Genomic DNA, 24,005 nt, shown 5'->3' on the forward strand with positions numbered 1-24,005 from the left:
AGCAACCACAGCCCCGTCCTGCACCCCCTACCAGGACATCCACCCCGCGATCCCGCTGACGCCCACCCACTGCCACCCCACCGCCCACTCACACCCTGCCCAAGGCATCCGACGACCTACTCGAGACTCCAGCGGTGTGGGTGTTCGGGATCGGCCGGGTGGGTCGAGGGCATCCGGGAGTGCGTGCGGCGCGGCGGTATCCGATCACGGACCGGCAGAGGAGACGATGGGGGCGGGAGGTGTGTTCCATGGGCGAGTACCTAGAAGCCAACGGAACGACGATCTGGACCGAGAGCCGTGGCCTAGGACCCGACGTCCTGCTGATCGCGGGGCTGGGCGATCCCGCAGAGGCGTGGCAGGCGCAGCTCGACGGGCTGTCGGACCGGTACCGGGTCATCGCCTTCGATAACCGAGGGGCAGGGCGGACGCCGTTGCCCGGCGGGCCCATGTCCGTGGCCATGATGGCCGACGACGCCGCGGAACTGCTCCGGGTGCTCCGGGTCGACAGAGCGCACGTCGCCGGTTTCTCGGGAGGCAGCTTCATCGCCCAGGAGCTGGCGCTGGGCCATCCCGAGCTCGTCCGCAGTCTCGTCCTCATGAGCACATGCGCTCGCCCCGACGCGTATTTCCGCTCTGTGATGCGCTTCTGGCACTGGATGACCGAGCGCGCCCCGAGCGAGCGTGCCATGCTCGAGGCGTTCTTCCTGTGGGTCTATACGCCGCGTGGACACGCCGACGGCACGGTCGACCGGATCATCGAGGAGACGCTGGCCTTTTCGCACCCGCAGTCTGTTGAAGCTTTCCAGCGCCAGGTCGCTGCGTTCAGCAGCCACGATACGTTCGGCCGCCTGGCAGGGATCACCGCGCCGACGCTCGTCCTGGCCGGCGAACTCGACCGTGTCACGCCACCGCGCCTCGGTCGCGTGGTCGCCGAGGGGATTCCTGGCGCCGAGTTCGAAGTACTGCCCGGGGAAGCCCATCAGCCCTTCCAGGAGGTCCCGGACGTGTTCAACGCACGGGTCGACGCCTTCTGGCGCGAGGTAGACGGCGGGACTCTGCCGTCCTGATCCTCAAGCGGCTTTTCAATGGCGGCCGCTGCCGCCATCCCGCCCGCCGCGCTGCTGGCGCTGACTGGCGTGTGCACGGGTGGGCTGGCTGTGACCCGCTCCGCCGCACCGGCTGACCGAAACGGATAGGAGCGCGCTTCGGGCAGTCTGACCCAGGGCCGACCGGCGCCCCGGAAGGGTGAACCTCGGCGTTGTCACTTGCGGCTGGTAGAACTGCCGTGCGGATCAAGGGCGCTGGACGCGCCGGATACCCCGTACGGCGGGAGCAGGCAGGCACATGCGAACCAAGGACGACCACCTCACCGAGCTCTACGGGCTCCCCGCCTTCACGTTCCCCGAGGAGCGGGACGCGGCCGGCATCGTGCTGCCCGAGGCCGACGCCGGGGCCTGGCGGATCGGATACGACCGATGGACCACCGGCGAGCGGTGGAAAAACACCTCCCTGGTGCGGGCCTGACCGGTGTGCGGAGTGTCTTCGGTGAAGCGCAGGCCGGTCACCGGCTCGCTGCCCTGGCTGCGGTGGGCGTGGCTGGTCAGGCGGGGGGTGGAGGCGTGCACTGCGGCGTGCAGAGCCTTCCAGGTGCAGTGGCGGTCAGTTCGTGGTCGAGGGCGGAACGGGTGGTGAACAGGTGCGGGGCCGAGGCGGTGGGTGTGGTGGTTTCGGGCATGGGTCTTCTCCAGCGGCAGTCGGTGAGTGGGTGCGATCACCGTGCTGGGAGCGGCAGTTACCCACGCGATGGCCTTGACCTGCGGGGAGGCGGGCACCATCGTGATCACGACGTCGGCGTCGCGGACGGCCTCGGCGACGGACCCGGCGGCTGTGCCGCCGACGGCGGAGAAAGAGCCCCCGCGCGGTCTCGCGCGGGGGCTCTGCCGGGGAGCGGGTCAGAGGGCGTCGACGGCGCTCACCTTCCAGCCGCCGGGGGTACGGGACATCGTCATCCGCACCCGGTTCAGATCCACGCGGGACCCCGTGATCCGGGTGCTCTCGGTGACCTGGTTGACGAAGAGCAGCACGACGACCCGGTCCGGCGAGGCCGACACCACGGAGGCCGCCGGGGCGCCACCACCGGGCGGCTCCACCACCGTCGCCTTCACCACCCCCTTGTACTTCCGGGCGGTCGGCCCCACCACCGCCTTCGTCGTCCTGCCGTACTCGTCGCGGAACTTCCCGGTCAGCCGGGCGCGCGCCCGGTCGAAGTCGCGGTCCAGGCGGCGGTGGTCGTACGACAGCACGACGGGCGCCGCCTCACGCGCCGCCGCGAGCGCCTGCCCGCGGGCCTGCTCGGTCGCCCGCCCCTCGCGGAACCGCCACCCGAGGAAGGCCACCGCGACCAGGCCGGCCACGAGGAGCAGCACCAGGGTCGCCGTCAGCAGCCCGCGCCCCCGCCCCGGGCGGGCCGGCAGCACGTCGTCCTCGCCGGAGTCCGGGCGCGGCTCCGGCGGGTCGTCCCAGCCGTCCGGCGGCTCGATGAGCACGGTCCGCCCGGACTTCCGGTCCTCCGCCCGCCGTGGTGCCTTCCCGTTGTTCGAGCCGTTCGAGCTGTTCGAGCCGTTCGCGTCGTTCGCGTCGTTCGCGTCGTTCGCGTCGATCCGCACGGCGCGCTCCGCGCGCTTGGCCGCCGCCCGCGCCGCCGCGTTCAGTGTGCGCCGGGCGGGCGAGCCGGAGGGGCGGGGCTTGGACGTCAGGTTCGCCACGGTCGTTCTCCTTACTGGTCGTACATCGGGGCGGGCGGCGCGTCAGCCGACGAACTCCACGTCGGACGTGAGCCAGTGGCCGTTCTCCAGGACGAGGTCGAGCTGCAGGCGGTACGTGCGGGCCTCGCCCCGGGGTACGGCGGTGTTGGTGACCTTGCTGTCGGCGACCACTTGCACGCGCGCCGAGCGCTCGTCGGCCCGGACGATGCCCGCCTCCAGGACCTGGCCCTCTGACACCGACTTGTTCCGCGCGACCAACTCGGTCAGCTCCGCGGTCTGCGCCGCGAACTGCTCCTTGAAGTCGCCCGTGGCGCCCCTGAGCACGTTCCTGCTGTCCCGGTCGTAGTGCCGGTAGTCGAGCGAGGTGAAGTTCAGCGCCGACCGGCGGGCCGCCGCGAGGATGTCCTGGCGGCGCTGCTCCGCCTGGCGCTGCTCGTACACCCGCACGCTCAGCCAGACGGCCGCCGCCGTCGTCAGCACCGTCGCCGCCACCAGTGCCGCCGGCAGCAACCGGCTGCGCACGGGGCCGTGACCACGGGCGTCCGACCGCCCGGTCACCGGCCGCCGCAGCGGCCGTACCAGCCGTGCCAATGCGTTCCGGAGCATCGCGAACAGGCGCCCGTTCACGCCATCGGTCCGACGAGCAGCCATTGCCAGGACTCCTTTCCGAACACGGCCTGCTGGCCGCCCGTCGAGCCGATCTCGACGGATCTTCCGTCCGGCCCCGTGGCGAGACCGGTCTCCGGGTCGTACGGCGAGACGTACGCGGCCCGGTCCGCGCCGCCCGAACGGGACTGCGCGCCGGGCGCGTTCTGCGCGCCCCGCACCGAGGTGTCGCTGCCGCGCGGCTCCGTGCAGCGCGCCTCGGTGTTCGCCGGGCGGGTGCTGGTGTCCGCCGGGTCGCGTCGCGGGGTGTCGTATCCCCGTGTGCACGGCGGCGGGTCGTCGGCGTTGACCACCAGCCCGAAGTGGGTGGTGCCGTCGCCGGGGATGACGGTGTAGCTGTCGGAGACCACCACCGGGAAGGTGACCAGGGCCTGTTCCACTCCCGGCAGCCGCGCCAGCGTGACCTGGCCGCCGCTGATCAGGTTCGCCAGCAGCACCGACAGCCGGGGGCCGGTCGACTTCAGCAGCGAGTTCACCTCGTGGGCGGCCGGCGTCGCGTTGCCGATCAGCGTGCGCAGGTCCCCGTCGCTCGCCTTCAACTGCGCGGTCAGCGCGGCGAGATCACGCGAGAACGACTTGATCGCCGACCCCTGGTCGGCCTGCGTCTTCAGGACCGTCCGCGAGTCCTCGATGAGGTCGATCGTCTCCGGCAGCGCGTCGGACGCCGACTCGACGAGCGCGTTCCCCGAGTCCACGAGCCGGCCGAGGTGCGGTCCGGTGCCGGCGAAGGCCTTGCCCAACTCGTCGACGGTGACCCGCAGATCGTCCTTGCCGACCGAATTCACCAGCTTGTCCAGGCTCACCACCATTTCCGTGGCGGGCAGCGGCACCCGGGTCCGGCCGCGCGGGATCCTGCTGCCCTCCAGCAGGTACGGGCCGTCCGACCGGCGCGGCTGCAGATCGACGTACTGCTCGCCCACCGCCGAACGGTTCGCCACCACGGCGAGGGTGTCCGCCGGAATGCCCGGCGCGCCGTCCTCGATCTCCAGCGCCACCGAGACGCCGCCGTCGCCGCTCAGCCGCAGCGCACCGACCCGGCCCACCGGCACCCCCCGGTAGGTGACCTCGGCGCCGGTGTAGATGCCCCCGGAGTCGGCGAAGTCGGCCCGCACGGTGTAGCCGCGCCCGAGCAGCCCGTCCACCAGGCCCGTGTACTCGGCGCCGACGTACGACACCCCCACCGCGGTGACGGCGGCGAAAGCCAGCAGCTGCGCCTTGACCGTACGTGTGATCACGGCAGTATCCCCTTCAGCAAGAGCTCCGCGAGCGCGAGGTCGATGCCCGGCGGGAGGCCGCCGGCGTCCCCGTAGGCGGCCTGTGTGCCGGTGCACACGGGCGGGCACAGCGGGCCGCCGCCGTCGCCGGGCGGTGCCGACGGCTCGGCGGGCGTGCCCGGCAGGCCGGGGGTGCCCGGCAGCGCGGGCGTCGGCACGCCGGGCACCTGCGGGAGGTCCGGCAGGTCCGGCAGGTCCGGCGTGTCCGGGAGTCCGGGTGTCTTCGGGGAGTCCCCGTCGCCGTCGGGCTCGTCGGCGAGGTTGCCGTAGATGCTCGACAGATCGAGGTCGGCGGTCACCGCCAGGTTGACGTAGTCGCCCTTGACGGCGTCCACGGCGTTGCGCGGGAACGGGTAGGTGGTCAGCAGCTCCAGGGAGTTGGGAAGGTCGGCGCCCGCCTTGTTGAGCTGTTCGAGGATCGGCCGCAGCGCCTTGAGGTTGGCGACCGTGTCGTCGTGCGAGGCGTTCACGACCTTCGTGCCCGTCTTGCCGAGATCCGACAGCGCCGTGAGCATCTTGGTCAGATCCCGCTGCTGGTCGGCGAGGACCTTCAGAGCGGGGGGCAGGGTGTCGACGGCCACGGCGATGGTCTTCTTCTCCTTGTTCAGCCGCTTGGCGAGCCGGTCGATGCCCTGGAGCGCCCGGACGATCTCCTTGCGCTGCCCGTTCAGGCCGCCGAGGAACGTGTTCAGCTCCTTCAGCAGCCCCTTGACCCGGTTCTCCCGGCCCGCCAGCGCCTTGTTCAGCTCCACGGTGATCGTCTTGAGCTGGGCCACGCCACCGCCGTTGAGCAGCGCGGACAGCGCGGACAGCACCTCCTCGATCTCCGGGTTCCGGCCGCTGCGGGCCAGCGGGATCCGGTCGCCGTCGCCGAGCCGGCCGACGGGCGCGGTGTCCAGGGGGGCGACGAGCGCCACGTACTTCTCGCCGAGCATGCTCGTCTGCCGCAGCTCGGCGACCGCGTTGCCGGGCAGCTTCACCGAGTCGGCGATCCGCAGCCGCACCCTGGCGTGCCAGCCGTCCAGCTCCACCTTCTCGACGGCGCCCACGGTGACGCCGTCGACCTTCACCGCGGACTGCGGCACCAGGTCCAGGACGTCGCGGAACTCGACCGTGACCCGGTAGGCGTCACCGTCCGTGGCGGCGCCTCCGGGCAGCGGCACGTCGTACCAGCCGTTGATCTGGCAGCCGGACAGCATCAGGGAGCCGGCCGCCGTCCACGCCAGGGCCCTCGGCCCGCGGATCCGGCTCATGCGTCGGCCTCCAGGATTCCGCCCAGCGTCCGGTCGACCGTGCCCGTGCTCGGCACGGCCGGGGCCTTCGGCACCTCGGGCAGGGAGTCGAACAGCTTCTCCAGCTCCCCGCAGTCGGGGTTCTTGCCGCCCTCGTCGCCGGTCGTGCGCAGGATGGAGCACAGCAGCGCGGCCGGGTCCTGGGGATGGTCGGGGTTGTTGCGGGTGTCGAGGGTGCCGGAGGACGGGTTGCCGGCGTTCTGCAGATTCGACAGGCCCGCCGGGGCGACCTCCAGCAGCTCCTCCAGCGCCGCCCGCTGGGTGACGAGCACCTGGGTGACCTTGCTCAGCCCCTTCACGTTCGCGATCAGTGACGTCTTGTTCTTCTTCACGAACCCCGACACGTCACCGAGCGCCGTGCCCAGGTGCTTCAGCGCCTCCGCCAGGTCCGTGCGCTCGTCGGCGAGCTGACCGGCGACCTCGGTCAGCGTGGTGTTGAACGACCGCACGCTCTTGTCGTCGGCCGCCAGCGCCGCGGTGAACACCTGAAGGTTCCGCACGGTGCCGAACAGATCGCTCCGGCCGTCGGACAGCGTGGTGACCGCCAGCGACAGGTCCTCGACCGTCTGGTGGAGGTTCTCGCCCTGGCCCTGGAGGTTGTCCGCGCTCACCCCGAGCAGCCGCGCCAGCGAGCCGTCCTTGCCGGCGCCCTCCGGGCCGAGCGCCTCGGACGTGGTGTGCAGGCTGTCGAAGACCCGGTCCAGTTCCACGGGCACCGCCGTGCGCGACTCGGGGATGACGGCGCCGTCCCGCAGCGCCGGGCCCGTGCGGTAGACCGGCAGCAGCTGCACGTAACGGTCGCTGACCACCGAGGAGTTGATGATGGCGGCCCGGGCGCCCGCCGGGACCTTGCGGCCCGCGTCGTACTCCAGCACCACCCGCACCCGCTCGCCCTCCGGTGTGATCTCCGCGACCTCCCCGATCCGCACGCCGAGGACCCGCACGTCGGAGCCGGGGTAGATGCCGACGGTGCGCGGGAAGTACGCGGTGACCCGCACGGTCTGCGCCCGCGGCCACAGCGCGAACACGGCGCCGGCGACGAGGGCGAGGACGACCACGGCGGTCGTCCGGCGCCTCGGGACCCTCGGCTTCTTCACTGGTCGTCTCCTGTCCGCGGCACCACCGGAGCGGCGACGAGGTTCTGCACGTAGCTGTCGAACCAGCGGCCGTTGCCGAGGGTGTTGGTGAAGACCCGCACGTACGGCGCGAGCAGCTTGACGCTCCGGTCCAGGCTCGACTGGTTCCGTTCGAGCATCTCCACCACCCGGTTCAGGCTGCTCAGCGCGGGCCCGATCTCCTTGTCGTTGTCCTTGACCAGCCCGGAGAGATGGATGCCGAGCGCGGCCGAGGTGGTGAGCAGCTTGTGGATCGCCTTGCGCCGCTTGCTGATCTCCCTGAACAGCTCGTCTCCGTCCTTGACCAGCGCGGTGAAGTCCTTCGACCGCTCGGCCAGCACCCCCGTCACTCCGTTGGCGTGGTCGAGCAGCCCGCGCAGCTCCTTGTCCCGCTCGGCCACCGTCCTGGAGATCTTCGACAGGCCCTTGACGGAGGCCCGCACCTCCTCGGGCGAGTCCTCGAAGGTGGTGGAGATCGTGTCCAGGGCGTCGGCCAGCCGCTGGGTGTCGACCTCCTCCGTGGTGGTCGTCAGGTCGCTGAACGCCTCCACGACGTCGTACGCGGGGACCGTCCGCCTCAGCGGGATCTCGCTGCCGGGTGCGAGCCGGCCCGGCCCCTCGGGGTGCAGGGCCAGGTACTTGGCCCCGAGGATCGTCTTCACCCGGATCGAGGCGCCGGTCGTGCTGCCGAACTCCGGGTCGCCCTTGACCTTGAAGGTCACCTTGACGTGGTCGCCGTCCAGGTCGACCTCCTCGACCCTGCCGACCTTGACCCCGGCGATGCGCACCTCGTCGCCCGGCTTGAGCCCGCCCGCCTCCGTGAAGGCGGCGCTGTAGGTGTCGCCGGCGCCGATCACCGGAAGGCTGTCGGCGTTGAACGCGACGGCGGTCAGCAGCGCGAGCGTGGTGAGCCCGGCGGCGCCGACGACCACGGGGTTGCGGTCCCGGAACGGCTTCATTGGTCGGCCCACCTTCCGGCGCAGCCTGATCCTCGGCAGCTTCGGTGGCAGGACGCGCACCTTCATCAGGGGCTCGGGGCGGCGGCTCCGCGCCCCGCGCGGCACGATGCGGATCCTCATGCGCCGCACCTCGCCCGGGCCACGTGCAGTTCGGGAGTGAGCACCTCCTGCGTCTTCGGCAGCACGATCCGGCCGTCGAAGTCACAGAGGTAGAAGTTGAACCACGAGCCGTAGGACGCCGTCCCGGTCAGTTTCTCGAGCTTGTTCGGCAGCCGCTTCAGCACGCCCTCCACGGTCTTCTCGTTGTCGTTCAGCGTTCCGGTGAGCTCGGTCAGCCCGGCGATGTCGTCCTTGAGCGGCGGGCGGGCGTCCGCGAGCAGCCCGGAGGTGGCCTCCGTCAGATCGCCGATGCTGACCAGGGACTCGCCGAGGGGCTTGCGGTCGGCGGACAGACCGGAGATCACTCGCCGCAGCTCCTTGAGCAGGTCGGAGAAGCGGCCACCGCGCTGGTCGAGCGTCTTCAGGACGGAGTTGAGGTTGTCGATCACGGATCCGATCAGCTGGTCGCGCCCGGCGAGCGTCGTGGTGAGGGACGCCGTGTGGGCGAGCAGGCTGTTCACGGTGCCGCCCTCGCCCTGCAGCGTCTTGACGATCTCGGTGGCGAGCTGGTTGACGTCCTGCGGACTGAGCGCGGCGAACAGCGGCTTGAAGCCGTTCAGCAGCGCGTTGAGGTCCAGCGCCGGCTGGGTCCTCGACAGGGGGATGCGCCCGCCGGGCGGCAGCCGGGTGCCGTCGCCCGTGCCCTCGGTCAGCGCGATGTACCGCTGCCCGACGAGGTTGCGGTAGCGGACCACGGCGCCCGTGCTGGTGAGCAGCGGCCGGTCCGCGCGGACCGTGAAGTCGACCTCCGCCAGCGTCCGGTCCTTGATCCGGATGTCCTCGACCTCGCCGACCCGCACCCCGGCGACCCGGATGTCGTCGCCCTCCTCCAGTCCCGTGACGTCGCTGAACACCGCGCGATACGTGTGCTCCGGAGTGAAGTCGAGGTTGACGATGGTGGCGGCGAGCAGGGTGGTCGCCAGGGTCGTCACCACCGCGAAGAGGCTGAACTTGACCAGGGGCGCGGCGGTCCCGCGCGCTGTCGTCGTCCGCACGCTCATGCGACGCTCACCGCCGTCCCACGGGCCAGTGGCCCGAACAGCAGCGTCGCCACGGGCGGCACCTCGTCCGCCGGCACGCCCATGACGGGTGCCACGAGCGAGCCGACGGCCCGCTGCTCGGCCTCGGTCGCGGACACCTTGACCCCTGCGGGCAGCGCACTGCCGGAACCTCCTGACGTCGTACCGTCGTCGAGCTTGGTGGGCGGCGCGGGCACCGCCGGGTGCGGCAGGCCCCGGCAGTCGGGCCCGGACCGCTCGCCCCAGCGCGGCTCCTCGCCCGGTTCGTAGGCGGGCCTCTGGCGGACGACTTCGAGGGTGATCCGCATCTTTCCGCCCCGGAACGCCTCCTCCGACGCCTTCTCCTGCCGGACCAGGCCCTCCAGCAGGCACGGGTACTGGGGCGAGTAGCGGGCGAACAGCTCCAGCGTGGGCCGGGAGACCCGGCCGAGGGTGATCAGCCGATCCCCATTGGTGTCCAGGAAGTCCTCCGCGGTGCCCGCGACGCCGGTGGTCGAGGTGAGCGCGGCGGCCAGCCGGTCCCGCTTCTCCACGATCGTGCGGCTGGTGGTGACGGTGTTGCGCAGGATCGCCATCAGATCGGGCGCCGCGTCGCCGTACATCTCGGCGACGTCGGCGAACCGCGCGATGTCCTCCTCCAGCGAGGGAAGATGCGGGTTGAGGCGCCGCAGATAGCCCTCCACGCGGACGAGGTTGTCCCCGATCCGGTCGCCGCGTCCTTCGAGCGCGCCGGCGAACGCCGAGAGCGTCGCGTTGAGTTCGCCCGGTCTCACGGTCCGCAGCAGCGGCAGCAGGTCGTTCATCAGTTGCTGCAGTTCCATGCCGACCCGCGTGCGGTCCTGGGTGATGACGTCGCCGGCGCGGATGGCCCGGGTGGACGAACCGCGCGGCACCACCAGGTCGACGTACTTCTCGCCGAACAGCGTCTTCGGCAGCAGCCGCGCCCGCACGTCCGACGGGATGAACCGCACGTGCTCCGGCTTGAGCGCGATGTCGAGCGTCGCCTTCCTGCCGTCCGCGCGCACCTCGCGCACCTCCCCGACGAGCAGCCCGCGCAGCTTGACGTCCGCGCGCCGGTCGAGCTGGTTGCCGAGGCTGTCGGCTTCCAGCGTGATCCGCACGACGGGGGTGAACGCCTGCTGGTAGACGGCCACGGCCAGCGACAGCAGCAGCGCGAGCACCGCGAGGAAGGCGACTCCGTACAGCCGCAGTCTCAGCACTTTCATCGACCTCACCCCGCGATCCGTACGGTCGTGCTGGCGCCCCAGATCGCCAGGGAGAGGAAGAAGTCCACGACGTTGACGGCCACGATGGAGGTGCGCACCGCGCGGCCCACCGCGACGCCGACGCCCGCGGGGCCGCCGCTCGCGTAGTAGCCGTGGTAGCAGTGCACCAGGATGATCAGCACCGCGAAGACGATCACCTTGCCGAACGACCAGAGCACGTCGACGGGCGGGAGGTACTGCTGGAAGTAGTGGTCGTACGTGCCCGTCGACTGCCCGTAGTAGCCGGTGGTGATGGTCCGGGCGGCGAGGTACGAGGACAGCAGCCCCACCACGTACAGCGGGATCACCGCGACGAAGCCGGCGATCATGCGGGTGGTCACCAGGAACGGCAGCGAGGGCACGCCCATCACCTCCAGGGCGTCCGTCTCCTCGCTGATCCGCATCGCGCCGAGCTGCGCGGTGAACCCCGCGCCCACGGTCGCCGACAGCGCGAGCCCGGCCACCAGCGGCGCGATCTCGCGGGTGTTGAAGTACGCCGACAGGAACGCCACGAAGTTGGACGTGCCGAGCTGGTTCAGGGCGGCGTAGCCCTGCAGGCCCACCTCGGTGCCGGTGAAGAACGACAGGAAGGCGATCACGCCGACCGTGCCGCCGACCACGGCGAGCGCGCCCCGGCCGAAGCTCACCTCGGCGAGCAGCCGCAGGATCTCCTTCTTGTAACGGCGAAGGGTGCGGCCGGTCCAGGCCAGCGACCGTCCGTAGAAGGCGAGTTGGGCGCCCAGCTCCTCCAGGGAGCGCAGGGGGCGTTCGAGGATTCTCATGCGCTAACCCCTCGGCGGGACGACCTGGAAGTACACCGCGGTCATCACGAAGTTCGTCACGAACAGCAACATGAAGGTGATCACCACGGACTGGTTGACGGCGTCGCCGACGCCCTTCGGGCCGCCCTTCGCCGTCAGCCCCTTGTACGAGGCGACGATCGCGGCGATCGCCCCGAACACCAGCGCCTTGACCTCGGCCGCCCACAGGTCGGACAGCTGGGCGAGGGTGGTGAAGGACGCGAGGTAGGCGCCGGGCGTGCCGTCCTGGAGGACGACGTTGAAGAAGTAGCCGCCCGCGACACCGACCACCGACACCAGGCCGTTGAGCAGTACCGCGACGACCATCGACGCCAGCACGCGCGGCACCACCAGCCGGTGGATCGGGTCGATGCCGAGCACTTGCATCGCGTCGATCTCCTCGCGGATCTTCCGCGCCCCGAGGTCCGCGCAGATCGCCGTGCCGCCCGCGCCCGCGATGAGCAGCGCGGTGACGATCGGTGAAGCCTCGCGCAGGACCGCCAGCACCGAGGCGGCGCCCGAGAACGACTGCGCGCCGAGCTGCCGGGTCAGGCTGCCGATCTGCAGCGCGATCACCGCACCGAAGGGGATCGAGACGAGCGCGGTGGGCAGGATCGTCACGGACGCGATGAACCACGCCTGCTGGATGAACTCCCGCACCTGGAAGGGGCGCCGGGGCACGGTCCGCAGGATGTCCAGGGCCATCGCGAAGAGGTTGCCCGAGTGCCGCAGCGCCCCGGTCGGAGACAGGCTCACGCGTCCGCCACCTCCTTGCGGTGCGGTGCGCTCTCCCGTCTGGCGATCGCCTCCCAGCGGGGCGGCCGGGTGATGCCGGGGCCCGGCAGCAGGCGGGGAGTCAGTGCCCGGCCGCCGGGAGTCCCGGTATCCTTGCCGTCGCCGCGGTGGCCTTCGTCCTCGCCGAGCTGGGCCAGCTCCTGCTCGACCTGGGCGGCGTCCTTCTCCTCCGCCATGCCGATCGGCCCCTGCTTCCGGCCGTTCAGGAACTGCCGTACGACGGGCTCGTCACTGGTCAGCAGCTTCTCGCGGGGCCCGAACATCACCAGCTCACGGCGGAACAGCAGCCCGATGTTGTCGGGGACCTGGCGCGCCGAGGCGATGTCGTGCGTGACGATCAGGAAGGTCGCGTCGATCTGTGCGTTGAGGTCGACGATCAGCTGGTTGAGGTAGGCGACGCGCACCGGATCGAGACCCGAGTCCGGCTCGTCGAAGAGGATGATCTCCGGGTCGAGCACCAGCGCCCTGGCCAGCCCGGCCCGTTTGCGCATCCCGCCTGAGATCTCGCCGGGGAGCTTCTCCTCGGCACCGATCAGCCCGACCATGTCCATCTTCTCCAGCACGATGCGCCGGATCTCGCTCTCGGGCTTGCGGGTGTGCTCACGCAGCGGGAAGGCGATGTTGTCGTACAGGTTCATCGAGCCGAACAGCGCGCCGTCCTGGAACAGCACGCCGAAGAGCTTGCGCACCTCGTACAGGTCGTGTTCGCGCAGCTTGGTGATCTCCTGGCCCGCGACCCGGACCGAACCCCGGTCCGGCCTCAGCAGCCCGACGAGCGTCTTGAGGAACACCGACTTGCCCGTTCCCGAGGGGCCGAGCAGCACGGAGACCTCCCCGGCGGGCAGCGTCAGCGAGACGTCCTGCCAGATGACCTGGTGGCCGAAGGACTTGGTCAGTCCTTCCACACAGATCTCGACACCCATCCGGATCACCCTTCAGCCGGCCGTTGAGCAGCTTCGACATCTGCTCTACGGGGAGGGCCGGGTCGTCCGTCGCGACGGTTCCGGATTTTTTTCGAAGTCCTCCGGGGACGGGGTTACGGCAGCGCGTCCACCGGGGCGGAGGGCAGCGCGGGGGCGTCCGGGACGTCCGTGACCGGGGGCGCAGCGGGGCTGTCCGAAACGTCCTGCGGGAGGTCGCTCAGGTCCGGGGCCTGGGGGACATGGGGGAGTTCAGGGACCACCCCTACGACGTCCGGGATGTCCGCTACGACGTCCGGCACCTCGGGAGCGGCCAGTTCCGTCCCCGGGGAGAGCCCGACCTCCCGCAGGGACGGCACCGACAGCGGCAGCAGCGACTCCGCGCCGGGGGCCCGCGACGGCTGGGGAGCCGCGGGCTTCGAGGCCGCCGTTCGCCCGCGACCCTCCGAGGGCGGCACATCGCCCTCGGCGTACGGCCGCTGCCAGGCCTCCGGGGCCGGCGAGACGGAGGAGCCCGGCCCCGTGCCCCGGCCGTCCCCGTCGTGGACGTGCGGCAGTGCGAACCCGGCCACGACCAGGGTCGCCGCCGTCGAGGCCAACGCCACCGACTGGGCGTGGCCGCCCGCCCGCGGCCTGCCGCGCCCGGACAGGAACAGGACGAGGCCCAGCGTGCCGGCGAGCGAGTTGCGCAGCGTCCGCCGGGCGCGGGCCAGCAGCGACTCGACGGTCCGGTAGCTCAGCCCCATCCGGACGGCGACCTGGTTGACGTCCAGGTCCTCCGACTTCAGGCGCAGCGCCTCCGCCTGGCGGGCCGGCAGTTCGCCGCTGCGGACGGCGAGCCACCTGGCCTCGGCCCGGTCGCACACCACTTCGTCGACCGGCACCGGACCCGGCTCCACCAGCGTGGGGCTGCGGTGCACCTCCGCCTCCCGGCTGACCTGGCGGTGGCGGTCCACACAGAGCCGCATCGTGACCGTGGTCAGCCAGGCGGCCAGCCGCTCGTCGTCCAGGTCCGGACGCTCCGCGGCGCGCAGCATCGCCTCGTGCACGGCGTCCTCGGCGTCCTCCAGGCTCACCGACCTGCGGCGCGCCACCTTGAGCAGATGCTCGCGATGGCACCACATACGCTGCCAGCGGTCGTAGGCCGCCTGTGTCTCCGCAGGCATGTCCGTCGTCGCCATGAGAGCCCCTTCGCACGTACCCGCCGGGCTCGTGCCGCCCGGCGGGTCGCGACATTACCGCCGAGTATCCGCGGTGTGGAGGGGGCCGTCGCTATCGAGTCGGCAACGGTCCGTCATCGCCTCCGACCAGCGGCAGCGCGTCGTCCGCGGGCAGGTCGACGCCGGCGCCGGGGAGCGGGGCGAGAGGCTCCTCCGGCTCGTCGGGCGCGAGCGCCGTACCGGACGGGCGGGGGGAGGGCGAGGACGGCGAGGCCGGAGCGGTCGGCCCGGGCGAGGCGCCGGGCCGTTCCGACGGTTTCGACGGTTGCCGTGAGGGCGTGGCGGACGCGGTCCGGGACGACGGGGACGGGGACGGGGGCGGCCCGGCGGGGGAGCCGGCGGCGTCGGGAACGACCCGGTGGCCGCCGAGGAAGTACGCGTACCAGGCGCGGACCGTCCGCAGGTACGCCCGGGAGTGGTTGTAGCCGAGGATCGCGCGGTCCAGGTCGGCGGGGTCGGACAGGTCCCGGTCGCCCGCGCACAGATAGCGTCCGGCGGCGAGCGCGGCGTCGTGGACGTTGTTCGGGTCGGCGCGTCCGTCGCCGTTGCCGTCCGCGCCCCAGACCGCCCAGGTCGACGCGATGAACTGCATCGGTCCGACGGCACGGTCGTACGCCGTGTCGCCGTCGTGTGCGCCGCCGTCGGTGTCCCGGATCTCGGCGAAGCCGTTGCCGTCCAGCCGCGGGCCGAGGATCGGCGTCAGCGTCGTGCCGTCCGCGGCGACCCGGCCGCCGCGCGCCTGCCCGGACTCCACCTGGCCGATCGCGGCCAGCAGTTGCCAGCGCAGACCGCAGCCCGGGTCGGTCCGCGCGAGTGTCTCCTCGGCCCGGCGGTACGCGGCGAACACGCTCGCCGGCAGCGCCCCGGGGACGGGGCCCACCCCGGCCGCCCTGTGCGGGGCCTCCAGCTCCGGGGCCCGCAGCGGCGGGAGCTCCGTGCGGTACGGAGTGTCGCCGGACACGCTCGGCCCGCGCTCGGCGGGCGCCCCGGGCGCGGGCCCCGTGGCCCCTGCGGTCACCGCCTCCGGCGCCTGTGAGGCGGTCAGAGCGGCCATGGCCGCCACCACGATCGCCGTTGCCCTGGCCCGTCTGCCTGCCCGCATCACCATGTCTGCGGTCCCCTCCTTGCGCGAAATCGGTCATCTGCTCTGCTCTACGGGGAGAGGCGGGCGTTCCGTCGCGGCAACCGCGGGATCCGTCGCGGCCACTGCCGAATCCGTGGCGGCCACTGCCGCGGATCCGTCGCGGTCGCCGTCGGATCCGTCGCGACGGGCAGGGCCTTCCGTCGCGGCGAAACCGGGCTTTCCCTCAAGGGCGGGTGAGGGGCGCCGGTCGGTCAGGGTCGTCACCGAACGGCCGGGGCGGACCCGTCCCCGACCGCGGACCTGGCGGAACGCGCCGGCCGGAGCGGATGCCATGGGGGCACAGTGCGATTGCGAGTGGAATTCACGACCGTGCGTGAGGAGCGCACGGGCCCAGCACGTTCTTCCCTCACTGCTTGCGCGCCCTGCTGGCTATCAGTCGGTGACTGAGGGCGGCAGCAGAATGTCGTAGCGCTGGAAGAGCTCCCGGAAGAAGCCTGCGACTATGCGCGGGTCGTTGTTCCGGTCCAGTTCATGGCCGCCAAAGCGGTAGACGTCGTAGCCCGAAAGGCTCAGCTGCCGATCCTCCGCTGCCATCTGGGCGTAGAGCTGTGGGATCGCTTTGCCGTCGACTGAGTAGTGCTGTTGGCCATCGTCCTCCAGGACTACGCGCACTCGGTTCGGCAGCAACAGGAGGGAGTCCATGCGCTGCCGAGCGAGAGGCGTTCTGCGCGACGCGCCACCAGCACCAGATCATGGCCGTCCGCAGCGAGCCGACGTGCGTAGGCCGCACCGATGCCCGAGGAGGCACCGGTCACGATGGCTGTTCCCCTGGCGGAAAGGGATTCGGGATGGACAGTCACGAGGTCCTCCTTGTGTTGGTGATGCGATGGGGGCGACCCTCAGGTGGACCCCACCCAGGTCCGGGGCCGTCGCCTGCTACGCGGTGGTGTGGCGCTCGACCTCGGCAGTGATGATCTGCAGCGCCTCGGTGATGCGGTCGTGGTGGGTGCGGTGGGAGACCACGCAGACGCGCAGGGTGTAGCGGCTGTCGACGACCGTGCTGGAGAGCACGATGCGCTGGTGGCCGTTGATCCGCTCCAGCAGTCGGCGACTTGCCTCGTCGGCCCGCTCGCCGGCGGCCCGGCTGCCGTCGGCGGGGCGGACGCGGAAGATGACGGTGGACAGGTCCGGGCGCTGCGGTACCTCCAGTTCCGCGACGCCGGACAGCGTGGCGTGGACGTGTTCGGCCAGGTCGAGCTTCTCGTCCAGAGCCTCGCGGAAGGCGTCCACCCCGTGCAGGTGCAGGGGAAGCCAGGCCCGCAGACCGCGGATCTCGTGGGTCAGCTCGGGCCCGAGCCGGCCGGAGTCCGGGACGCTCCCCGCCGCCCCCATGTCCTGGAGGTAGCTGCCGGTGCCGTCGTGCGCGGCATGCAGGGCGGCGAGGTCGCGGACGACCAGCGCGCCGGTGCCGAACGGCATGAACAAGGTCTTGTGTGGGTCCAGGGTGATCGAGTCGGCATCCTCGAAACCGGCGAGGCGCTCCGAGCCGCGTGCGGTGAGCCGGAAGAAGCCTCCGTAGGCCGCGTCGACGTGGAACCACACGGCCTCGCGGCGGGCCAGGTCGGCCAGTTGGGGCAGCGGGTCGACGGTGCCGGTGTCGGTGGTGCCGGCAGTGGCCACCAGCAGGAACGGCCGTAGCCCGGCGTCCCGGTCGGCGCGGATCATCGCGGCGGCGGCGTCCGGGTCCATCCGCAGGTCCGGTGTGTGCGGCACGGTACGTATGTGAGCCGCGCGGATGCCGGCGAGGCGGGCGGCCTTGGCGACGGAGTGGTGGGCGAAGGCGGTGGTGTAGACGGTGCCGCCGGCGAGATCCTCGCCGAGCCTGTCGTGCCGGGCGGCGACCGTCGCCGAGAACGTGGCCATCGAGCCACCGCTCGTCAGCAGGCCGCCGCTGCCCTCCGGGAGACCGCACACCTCGCGGGCCATCCAGCGGATCACGCTCTCCTCCAGCGCGGCGAAGGCCGGGGCGACCGAGGCCAGGCCGCCGTAGCGGTTGACGGCACGGTTGTAGAACTCGGCGAGCGCGGCCGAGTACAGACCGCTGCCCGGGATGTACGCCAGGTGGCCCGGCCCGGCCGTCTCCAGAGCGCAGTCGGCGGCCTCGTCCAGGCGCGCGAGCAGAGCCTTCAGGTCGCCGCCCCGGTCGGGCGGCGGCGCAAGGAAGGACTCCACCAGGTCGGCCTCGGCCTGCGGGGACAGGGGGCTGCTCGCGGGGCGGGCCGCGAGGTTCTCGGTGCGATCGACGACACGGTCCAGGACAAGGCGACCCATTTCGGTCATCGCGGTGCGGTCGGGTTCCAGAGGGAAACAGTGCATGAGGAAGTCCGATGTGCGTGGGAGGGCTGGGGAGTCACGGTCTGGCGTACCGGCCGGGGCACGTGACCAGAGTGCCTCGCCAACCCCGGCACACGATGGCGAAGGAGGTGCCCAGGCGGGCCTGCGGCGCAGGATCGTTCGCCAATCCGGCCAGTACGCTGCATTTCATGCCACGCCCCCTGTACGACCGCATCGACCGGGCGATCCTGAACCACCTCCAGCGCCACGGCCGCACCCCCAACGTCGACCTCGCCGAGGCCGTACGCCTGTCACCTTCGTCCTGCCTGCGCCGCACCAAAGCGCTGGAGGAGGACGGGGTCCTGGCCGGCTACCGGGCCGACCTGGACCGCGAACGCCTCGGCCTCGGGCTGACGGTGTTCCTCTCCCTCAAGGTCGAGCACTCCCGCACCACCTCCCAGGTAGTCGAAGAGGCGCTGAAGGCGATCGAACACGTGGTCGCCTGCCACGTGGTCTCCGGCGACGCCGACTTCCTCGTCGAACTCGCCGTGCCGGACCTGCGCACCTTCGAGAGAGTGCTCACCGACCAGATCCTGGCCATCGGTCCCGTTCGCGACGCCCGCAGCACCTTCTGCATCCGCACCGTCATCGACCGCGGCCCGCTCCCCCTCACCTCCTGGCCTGCACCACGCCCGTCTGATCAGCGGCGACAACCTGGTTGATCAGTTCGCCAAGTTCCCAGTAGCAGAAAGTGGTTCTGTGCTCGACGCGGTGCTGCACTGCCTCCGCTTGTTTGCCTCCCATACGGAATCGGCGGGGGACGAGGTCGGGTGCGTCCTGCTGTCCGCGCTGCGGGACTGGGAGCAGGACTTCCCCACCACGGCGGCGGTGGGCATCGCCCGCAGCATCATCCGGTTCACCGCGAACGTCATCCCGGACCCCGACCACCCGACACCGCCGACACCCTGGAGGCGATGCGCCATGAGCGCCTGGTGCTGGCGCACGCTGTGCACTCCGCACCCGGTGCGCACCGGTAGCCGACCCACCGTGGGAGTTGATGCGCACCGGTGCGGCGGTGCGCACCCATCCGGTGCGCACCGAGTCCACGCGATTGGACGACACCGTGCACGGCCTCCACTCCACTGAGTGGAGGCCACCGGGTGGAGTGGATGCCGCGCATCGTCGGTGCGCACCCCGGCATCGGGTGCGTGGCATCGGATGCACTCAGTGGCTGGCATCCCGGCCGCGGTGCGCACCGGGTTGCTACGGGTGGTGCGTCTGCTGGTCGGCCTCGCGCACCGGGTGCGGTCCCTCGGCATCGTTCCGGCCGGCGTAGCGGTCCATGGTGGCGCGGGCGCGGTCGGCCGCCGTGGTGAAGGCGTCTTGGAGGTGGCGCAGCCGCTCGGCTGTGAGATCGAGGGCTTCCACGTCCGTGCGGGACTTCTTCAGGGCCCGCAGTGCCGTCATGTCGAGTGCCGGCCGGGGTTCGGTGTCGGTGTCTTCGCTGGCGTCTGGGAACGGGATGAGGAGTTGATCGGGCATCGCGGCCTGCTGGTGCGCCACGACGTCGTACAGGGCGCGGCCGGTGCGGCGCGCGGCGCGTAGCCGGGCGTTGAGAACGGTGGAGGCGATGACCGCGCGCTGGTAGAGGAGCGGGGCGCGCGAGATGGCCCACTCCCCCGGCTCCAGGGGCAGGCGGGGCGTGCCCGGGTCGTCGGGGCCGGCCGGAGGCCGGTGGCCGGTCTCGGGTTCCGCGTCCGGTGGGCGGCGGGTTGGCGGGTCGGCCATGGGCCAGCGGGTGTAGAAGCGGTAGGCGGGCATGCGGCCTCGCAGCGTCTTCGGCTCGCTGATGTCCAGGCAGTGCGTGGCGATGGCGGCGTCCACGATCTTCTCATCCAGGCCTGGTTCGCGGCGACGGCCGCGCAGGACGAGGGCGAGGTGACGGCGGGCTTCGGCGAGCAGGTGCCGACGGTGGAAGAAGCCGTCCTTATTCACGACGGCGGCCAGGGCGACGTCGACCACGGCGGCGACCCGGGCCCGGATCGCTCCGGGCTGCGGCACGGGCGCGCTCGAGGAGGGAGTCGATGACGTCGACGGTCACCTCAGAGGTCTAGCCTCCATCAGCCCCGGAGCGGTTCAGGCGCGGCCGTGCCGGGTCGTGCGGCGGTGCACGACTTCGGCGTAGGACTGGGAGGCAAAGCCGCGGACCACCAGGACAGTGATGCCGTACTCGGCGAACCAGGTGGTGAACATCTGCCGGAGGGTGTCCTTCTCCGCCGCGACGTACACCGGGTGCTGGCCCTCGGTGCGGTCGGGAGCGAACCAGTCCACGGCCTCGCGCAGGAACGCGGCGACGTCCGGCCAGGCCGGCGGGACGCGGACCTCGCGCAGGGTGTCGATCAGATCCGGGAAGCGGCCTCGCGGCGGGCTTGGGCGAGGTGGGAGGACAGGTGCCGGTACATCGACGGGGTGTGCGGCAGCACGCCCTCGGAGACCAGCCGGTACTTCACCTGTTCTCCACCGTTCCCCTGTCTCACGAGACAAGGATGAGCCTTGTGTGAGGACCGGGGGCCAGTCCCGGATAGTCGCTGAGAAGTCGGTGAGGCTTGGTCCCACCCCCGACACTCCTGATCGCTGCTCGGTTCAGGAGCCTTCGATCGGCCCGGCCCGATCCCATCCAGGCGCCCGCACGTCGATCGTGAGACCTCCCGACCTGACCTCCTCACCGCAGGTCCGGCACGTCGACGTCAGATCGAGGTCGTGCTCGGTGTCGTGCTCCGAGCCGGGCCCGCCGCGATGGCGGAAGGCGACCGGCGGCGTGTCCACCGCCCAGCGGTCGCCCCAGGCCAGCAGTGCGCGCATCACCGGTGCGAGATCGCGGCCGGCCTCGGTGAGGTGGTATTCGAAGCGCAATGGGCGCTCGCTGTAGGCGCGGCGCTCGACTACGCCCGCCTCTTCCAGTGCGCGCAGTCTGGCGGCGAGGCGGTCGCGGGGTGCGCCGGTGTTGCGGACGATCTGGTCGAAGCGCTGGTTGCCGTAGAAGATCTCGCGGATCGCCAAGAGGGCCCAGCGTTCGCCGACGAGTTGCAGCGCGGCGGCCACGGAGCACGGCCGACCGGGCACTTCGGGGTGCGGAACCGAGTCCTTGCCCTGCTTCACGTTCGAGTTCACGTCCCCATTCTCCCCCGAGTCCGTTGCGTTTTCAAACCCACACGGATAGCCTCCGGGCCATGTCAGTTGGAATTTCAAACCCACAAAGGGTGTCCCGAGCCGTGTTCGCGACGGTCACGGCCGCGGTCTTCATGTCGAACCTCGACCTCTTCATCGTCAACGTGGCCCTCCCGGCGATCGGCCGCTCGTTCGGCGGCAGCGGCCTCGGCTCCCTCTCCTGGGTCCTCAACGGCTACGCGATCGCTTTCGCGGCGCTCCTCATAGTCGCCGGTCGCGTCGCCGACCGCTCCGGCCACAAGCCGGTATTCCTGACCGGACTGGCGGTGTTCACCCTCGCCTCGGCCGGCTGCGCACTCGCTACCAACGTCGGGACGCTGGTTGCGGCACGGCTCGTGCAGGCCGCCGGCGCTGCGCTGCTGATGCCGACGTCGCTTGCGCTGCTGCTCGACACGACGGCGCCCGAGAAGCGCGCCGGGGCGGTGCGGGCCTGGGCGTCGATCGGCGGGATCGCCGCCGGACTCGGGCCGGTGGCAGGCGGGCTGCTGGCCGAGGCCGGATGGCGCTGGGTGTTCCTCGTCAACGTGCCCGTGGGGATCGCGGCGTTCGCGCTCGGGGTCAAGGTGCTGCCGTCGCCCGGACGCGCTGGGGCGGAGAAGAGTCCGCTGCCAGACCTGTTCGGCGCCGCCCTGCTCACCGGATCGATCGCAACGCTCGCGCTCGGCCTGGTCAAGGCTCCTGACTGGGGTTGGACGAGCGCCGGGGCCCTCGGCAGCCTGGCTGCCGCGGTGCTGCTCGGCGTCTGGTTCGTCCTGCGCTCGGCCCGCCACCCCGTGCCGATCGTCGAACTGCCGCTGCTCCGGGTTCCGGCGTTCGCATCCGCCGCGGCAGCCCTGACGCTGTTCACCGTCGCGTTCGCCGGAATGCTGCTCGGCGCGGTGCTGTGGTGCCAAGGCGTGTGGGGCTACTCAGCTCTGCGCACCGGCCTCGCCATCGCGCCGGGACCATTGCTGGTGCCGCCGGTCGCGTTGCGGATCGGGCCCGCCGTCGCCAGATTCGGTGCGGGCCGCATCGCGCTGGCGGGAACCGTCCTGTTCGCGGCCGGCATCCTGTGGTGGGCCGCTACGCTCGATACCGGCTCGGCCTACGCGGCCTCGCTCCTGCCCGGCATGATGCTGACCGGCCTCGGCGTCGGCATGACGCTCCCGGTCCTGACCGGGGCGTCGGCGGCCGCCCTGCCGCCGGCCCGCTTCGCCACCGGCTCGGCCATCACCTCGATGGGCCGCCAGATCGGCGCGGTCCTCGGCGTCGCGATTCTGGTCGGCATCCTCGGTACCCCGGCCCCCGGACACGTTGTCGCCGCGTTCCAGCACGGTTGGTACGCGGTCGCCGCAGCGTCCCTGCTCGCCGCATGCGCGACGGTCCCGCTCGTCCGCAAGCCGCGACCGGCCGCCGCCAAGGCGGCCAACGTCGCAGAGGCCGCGAAGGCCGGCGCCGCCTGAGAAGGGAGTCCCGTCCGTCGATGGATTGACGGGACTCACACTCGCCCGAGCGGTGAGACACCCTCAAAGCATGCAGAGAACACCTGGCGCAGCGTGACCCCGCCCTCGTAGCTCTCCACGATCTCCCGCGCCCGGTCCACCACGGCCGGCCACCGCACGCCGGCCGTCGACGGTGAGGAGCAGGTGGTAGCGCTGGTCGTTCATCCGGCCCCCGAGGTTGTGGTGTGCGACCGCGAGCCTAATATCAAACTCATGACCGAGTCGCGGCCGCCCACCTGCCTAAAGCGGCTCCGCATCGTCCGCGGATTCCTCCAGCACCAGATCGCGCAGGTCGACGACTGGATCGCCGAAGAGGAGCGGAAGGCCGCCGAGCGGCGGCGCGGCATCGAGGCCCGCCCGCCGGCCCCGGACTGGCTGGTGGAGCTGAGCCCAGGCGGCCGTCACCCGGTGCAGGTCCACGCCGGCGGCTGCCCCCCGGCGGGCAAGCGGCCGCGCGGCGTCAACCGGGAGGAGGCGCTGCGGCGGCTCGCCGAGGGTGTTCCCGCGTGCGGGCACTGTCGGCCGGACACCGAGCTCGGCTTCCTGAACGGCTGACGTCAGGCGCTGCGCGGCTTGCGGGCGGCCGTCTTCTTGGCCGCAGTCTTCTTGGCCGGCTGCTTCTTCGCGGTCGCCTTCTTCGCCGGGGACTTCTTGCGTTCCGGCAACTCGTGCACGTCGGCGTCCTCGCCACGGGACGCCTTCACCTTGGCAACGGACTGCTGGAGGGCGGCCATGAGGTCGGCGACCTGGCTCGGCTGCTCCGGCTCGGGAGCCTGAGGCATTGGCTTGTCTTCGCGCTTGGCCTCGACGAGCCTGGCGACGGCCTCGGTGTAGGCATCCTGGAACTCTTCGCCCTCGAGGTCGTCGCGACTCATCGTGTCCATCAGGGCGAGCGCGCCCTCGATCTCCTCTTCCGCCACCTCCACCGGCGGTGGGAGCAGCTCGGCAGAGTCGCGGATCTCGTCGGGCCAGCGCTTCTCTAGCCTTCCATGAACTGTCGGTTCTGGGGCGGAGAGAGCACTGCATTGGACAACAAACCGGGTTCCTGGACGGTCGACTTCTATGACTTCCGGAGGGAGCTGACTTGTCCGGCCACGGACGAGAACCTCCGCGTGTACGGGGACGTACACGCCCGCGACGATGAACCGCACGTCACGCGACCGCGCTGCTGAACGCTCTGCCATCCAAGCTGCTGCGGACCGACTACTGGCCGGCACTCCACTGCACTCGGCCTCTGGCAAGCTCACCTCGACCGAGCTGATCAACAAGTCCGGGCTGCGGCGTGACGTCGTCTACGAACACCGTGATCTCGTCGACGAATTCAAAGCCCAGGTCAAGGCCCGGCATGGCGTTCCCGAAGCGGCCCAGAAAATCGCCGGTCACGCTGCCTCCCTCGACACTGAGCTGAAGGATGTCAAAGCGGACCTCCAACGTGAACGCGATACCAACGCCTACCTGCGGCGTGTCATCACGGAGTTGTCCATAGAACTGGAGCAGTCCCGCCAGCAGGAGACCATCGGCCTCGGTGTTACGCCACTTGTTCGACATTCCTTGAGTTCTCGGGAGCCTCACTGAGATCTGGTGCGCGTGGCGATCCCGATCTCTTTGGCGACGCTGCGCGAGCGGTTG

General features: G+C 71.3%; 26 protein-coding genes and 2 pseudogenes. 6 read left to right on the top strand and 22 right to left on the bottom strand.

What is annotated here, in order from left to right:
- The first annotated feature begins 248 nt into the window (after positions 1-248).
- Both ACFYXA_RS26650 and ACFYXA_RS26655 read left to right on the top strand, forming a co-directional pair.
- Entirely contained in the window at positions 249-1,067 is an 819-nt protein-coding gene (locus ACFYXA_RS26650; RefSeq protein WP_389037204.1) for an alpha/beta fold hydrolase, read from the top strand.
- Positions 1,068-1,344: 277 nt separating this feature from the next.
- The gene (locus tag ACFYXA_RS26655; protein ID WP_389037207.1) at positions 1,345-1,524 is read left to right on the top strand and encodes a hypothetical protein; all 180 of its coding nucleotides are present in this window, start codon (positions 1,345-1,347) and stop codon (positions 1,522-1,524) included.
- A gap of 272 nt (positions 1,525-1,796) precedes the next feature.
- Here ACFYXA_RS26655 and ACFYXA_RS26660 read toward each other — a convergent pair.
- The 17 genes and pseudogenes from ACFYXA_RS26660 to ACFYXA_RS26740 form a co-directional block, all read right to left on the bottom strand.
- Positions 1,797-1,904, bottom strand: a pseudogene (locus ACFYXA_RS26660) (NAD(P)-binding domain-containing protein); the annotation flags it as partial.
- 48 nt (positions 1,905-1,952) lie between these two features.
- A complete protein-coding gene (locus ACFYXA_RS26665) occupies positions 1,953-2,765 on the bottom strand; it encodes a hypothetical protein (protein WP_389037210.1) in 813 nt (270 codons plus the stop codon).
- A gap of 42 nt (positions 2,766-2,807) precedes the next feature.
- On the bottom strand, positions 2,808-3,416 hold the full coding sequence (locus tag ACFYXA_RS26670; RefSeq protein WP_389037213.1) for a hypothetical protein: 609 nt from the start codon (positions 3,414-3,416) through the stop codon (positions 2,808-2,810).
- Positions 3,389-4,666, bottom strand: a complete 1,278-nt coding sequence (locus ACFYXA_RS26675; RefSeq protein ID WP_389037216.1) for an MCE family protein — start codon at positions 4,664-4,666, stop codon at positions 3,389-3,391. Before ACFYXA_RS26675 ends, ACFYXA_RS26670 begins: the two co-directional genes overlap by 28 nt.
- Complete coding sequence (locus tag ACFYXA_RS26680; RefSeq protein ID WP_389037219.1) at positions 4,663-5,958, bottom strand: MCE family protein; 1,296 nt, start codon at positions 5,956-5,958, stop codon at positions 4,663-4,665. The genes ACFYXA_RS26675 and ACFYXA_RS26680 overlap by 4 nt, the downstream gene beginning before the upstream one ends.
- Entirely contained in the window at positions 5,955-7,094 is a 1,140-nt protein-coding gene (locus ACFYXA_RS26685) for an MCE family protein (protein ID WP_389037222.1), read from the bottom strand. The genes ACFYXA_RS26680 and ACFYXA_RS26685 overlap by 4 nt, the downstream gene beginning before the upstream one ends.
- Complete coding sequence (locus ACFYXA_RS26690) at positions 7,091-8,071, bottom strand: MCE family protein (RefSeq protein WP_389038252.1); 981 nt, start codon at positions 8,069-8,071, stop codon at positions 7,091-7,093. The genes ACFYXA_RS26685 and ACFYXA_RS26690 overlap by 4 nt, the downstream gene beginning before the upstream one ends.
- A gap of 116 nt (positions 8,072-8,187) precedes the next feature.
- The gene (locus tag ACFYXA_RS26695; RefSeq protein ID WP_389037225.1) at positions 8,188-9,231 is read right to left on the bottom strand and encodes an MCE family protein; all 1,044 of its coding nucleotides are present in this window, start codon (positions 9,229-9,231) and stop codon (positions 8,188-8,190) included.
- Complete coding sequence (locus ACFYXA_RS26700) at positions 9,228-10,475, bottom strand: MCE family protein (RefSeq protein ID WP_389037228.1); 1,248 nt, start codon at positions 10,473-10,475, stop codon at positions 9,228-9,230. Before ACFYXA_RS26700 ends, ACFYXA_RS26695 begins: the two co-directional genes overlap by 4 nt.
- Positions 10,476-10,480: 5 nt before the next feature.
- Entirely contained in the window at positions 10,481-11,296 is an 816-nt protein-coding gene (locus ACFYXA_RS26705) for an ABC transporter permease (RefSeq protein WP_352248999.1), read from the bottom strand.
- A 3-nt stretch (positions 11,297-11,299) separates the two neighbouring features.
- Positions 11,300-12,070, bottom strand: coding sequence for an ABC transporter permease (locus tag ACFYXA_RS26710; RefSeq protein WP_352248997.1), 771 nt, complete (start codon positions 12,068-12,070; stop codon positions 11,300-11,302).
- The gene (locus tag ACFYXA_RS26715; RefSeq protein ID WP_389037232.1) at positions 12,067-13,032 is read right to left on the bottom strand and encodes an ABC transporter ATP-binding protein; all 966 of its coding nucleotides are present in this window, start codon (positions 13,030-13,032) and stop codon (positions 12,067-12,069) included. The genes ACFYXA_RS26710 and ACFYXA_RS26715 overlap by 4 nt, the downstream gene beginning before the upstream one ends.
- Before the next feature lie 113 nt (positions 13,033-13,145).
- Positions 13,146-14,210, bottom strand: coding sequence for a sigma-70 family RNA polymerase sigma factor (locus tag ACFYXA_RS26720; protein WP_352248993.1), 1,065 nt, complete (start codon positions 14,208-14,210; stop codon positions 13,146-13,148).
- 91 nt (positions 14,211-14,301) lie between these two features.
- Positions 14,302-15,357: a lytic transglycosylase domain-containing protein gene (locus ACFYXA_RS26725; RefSeq protein WP_389037235.1), complete on the bottom strand. Its 1,056-nt coding sequence runs from the start codon at positions 15,355-15,357 to the stop codon at positions 14,302-14,304.
- Positions 15,358-15,765: 408 nt separating this feature from the next.
- Positions 15,766-16,035, bottom strand: a complete 270-nt coding sequence (locus ACFYXA_RS26730; RefSeq protein ID WP_389037238.1) for a hypothetical protein — start codon at positions 16,033-16,035, stop codon at positions 15,766-15,768.
- Positions 16,036-16,049: 14 nt separating this feature from the next.
- Positions 16,050-16,193, bottom strand: a pseudogene (locus ACFYXA_RS26735) (SDR family NAD(P)-dependent oxidoreductase); the annotation flags it as partial.
- 76 nt (positions 16,194-16,269) lie between these two features.
- On the bottom strand, positions 16,270-17,673 hold the full coding sequence (locus ACFYXA_RS26740; protein WP_389037241.1) for a pyridoxal phosphate-dependent decarboxylase family protein: 1,404 nt from the start codon (positions 17,671-17,673) through the stop codon (positions 16,270-16,272).
- Positions 17,674-17,876: 203 nt separating this feature from the next.
- Between ACFYXA_RS26740 and ACFYXA_RS26745 the strand changes: the two genes are divergently transcribed.
- Positions 17,877-18,389, top strand: coding sequence for an Lrp/AsnC family transcriptional regulator (locus ACFYXA_RS26745; protein WP_389037244.1), 513 nt, complete (start codon positions 17,877-17,879; stop codon positions 18,387-18,389).
- A gap of 541 nt (positions 18,390-18,930) precedes the next feature.
- Here the strand turns inward: ACFYXA_RS26745 and ACFYXA_RS26750 are convergent.
- From ACFYXA_RS26750 to ACFYXA_RS26765, 4 genes are all read right to left on the bottom strand, one after another.
- On the bottom strand, positions 18,931-19,728 hold the full coding sequence (locus ACFYXA_RS26750; protein ID WP_389037247.1) for a hypothetical protein: 798 nt from the start codon (positions 19,726-19,728) through the stop codon (positions 18,931-18,933).
- Positions 19,729-19,803: 75 nt separating this feature from the next.
- A complete protein-coding gene (locus ACFYXA_RS26755) occupies positions 19,804-19,998 on the bottom strand; it encodes a hypothetical protein (protein WP_389037250.1) in 195 nt (64 codons plus the stop codon).
- Positions 19,999-20,066: 68 nt separating this feature from the next.
- Positions 20,067-20,204, bottom strand: coding sequence for a hypothetical protein (locus tag ACFYXA_RS26760; RefSeq protein ID WP_352248965.1), 138 nt, complete (start codon positions 20,202-20,204; stop codon positions 20,067-20,069).
- A 106-nt stretch (positions 20,205-20,310) separates the two neighbouring features.
- A complete protein-coding gene (locus tag ACFYXA_RS26765; protein WP_352248963.1) occupies positions 20,311-20,838 on the bottom strand; it encodes a helix-turn-helix domain-containing protein in 528 nt (175 codons plus the stop codon).
- 101 nt (positions 20,839-20,939) lie between these two features.
- Here ACFYXA_RS26765 and ACFYXA_RS26770 point away from each other — a divergent pair, with 101 nt between their 5' ends.
- Positions 20,940-22,337, top strand: a complete 1,398-nt coding sequence (locus ACFYXA_RS26770; RefSeq protein WP_389037254.1) for an MFS transporter — start codon at positions 20,940-20,942, stop codon at positions 22,335-22,337.
- A 252-nt stretch (positions 22,338-22,589) separates the two neighbouring features.
- Positions 22,590-22,931, top strand: a complete 342-nt coding sequence (locus tag ACFYXA_RS26775) for a DUF6233 domain-containing protein (protein ID WP_389037257.1) — start codon at positions 22,590-22,592, stop codon at positions 22,929-22,931.
- Positions 22,932-22,933: 2 nt separating this feature from the next.
- Here the strand turns inward: ACFYXA_RS26775 and ACFYXA_RS26780 are convergent, their stop codons facing one another.
- Positions 22,934-23,296, bottom strand: coding sequence for a hypothetical protein (locus ACFYXA_RS26780; protein ID WP_352248957.1), 363 nt, complete (start codon positions 23,294-23,296; stop codon positions 22,934-22,936).
- Positions 23,297-23,516: 220 nt separating this feature from the next.
- Between ACFYXA_RS26780 and ACFYXA_RS26785 the strand changes: the two genes are divergently transcribed.
- Entirely contained in the window at positions 23,517-23,951 is a 435-nt protein-coding gene (locus ACFYXA_RS26785; RefSeq protein ID WP_352248955.1) for a hypothetical protein, read from the top strand.
- Positions 23,952-24,005 lie beyond the last annotated feature (54 nt).

It is taken from the genome of Streptomyces sp. NPDC002566 (assembly GCF_042889585.1).
In the GTDB taxonomy this organism is placed as follows: Bacteria; Actinomycetota; Actinomycetes; order Streptomycetales; family Streptomycetaceae; genus Streptomyces.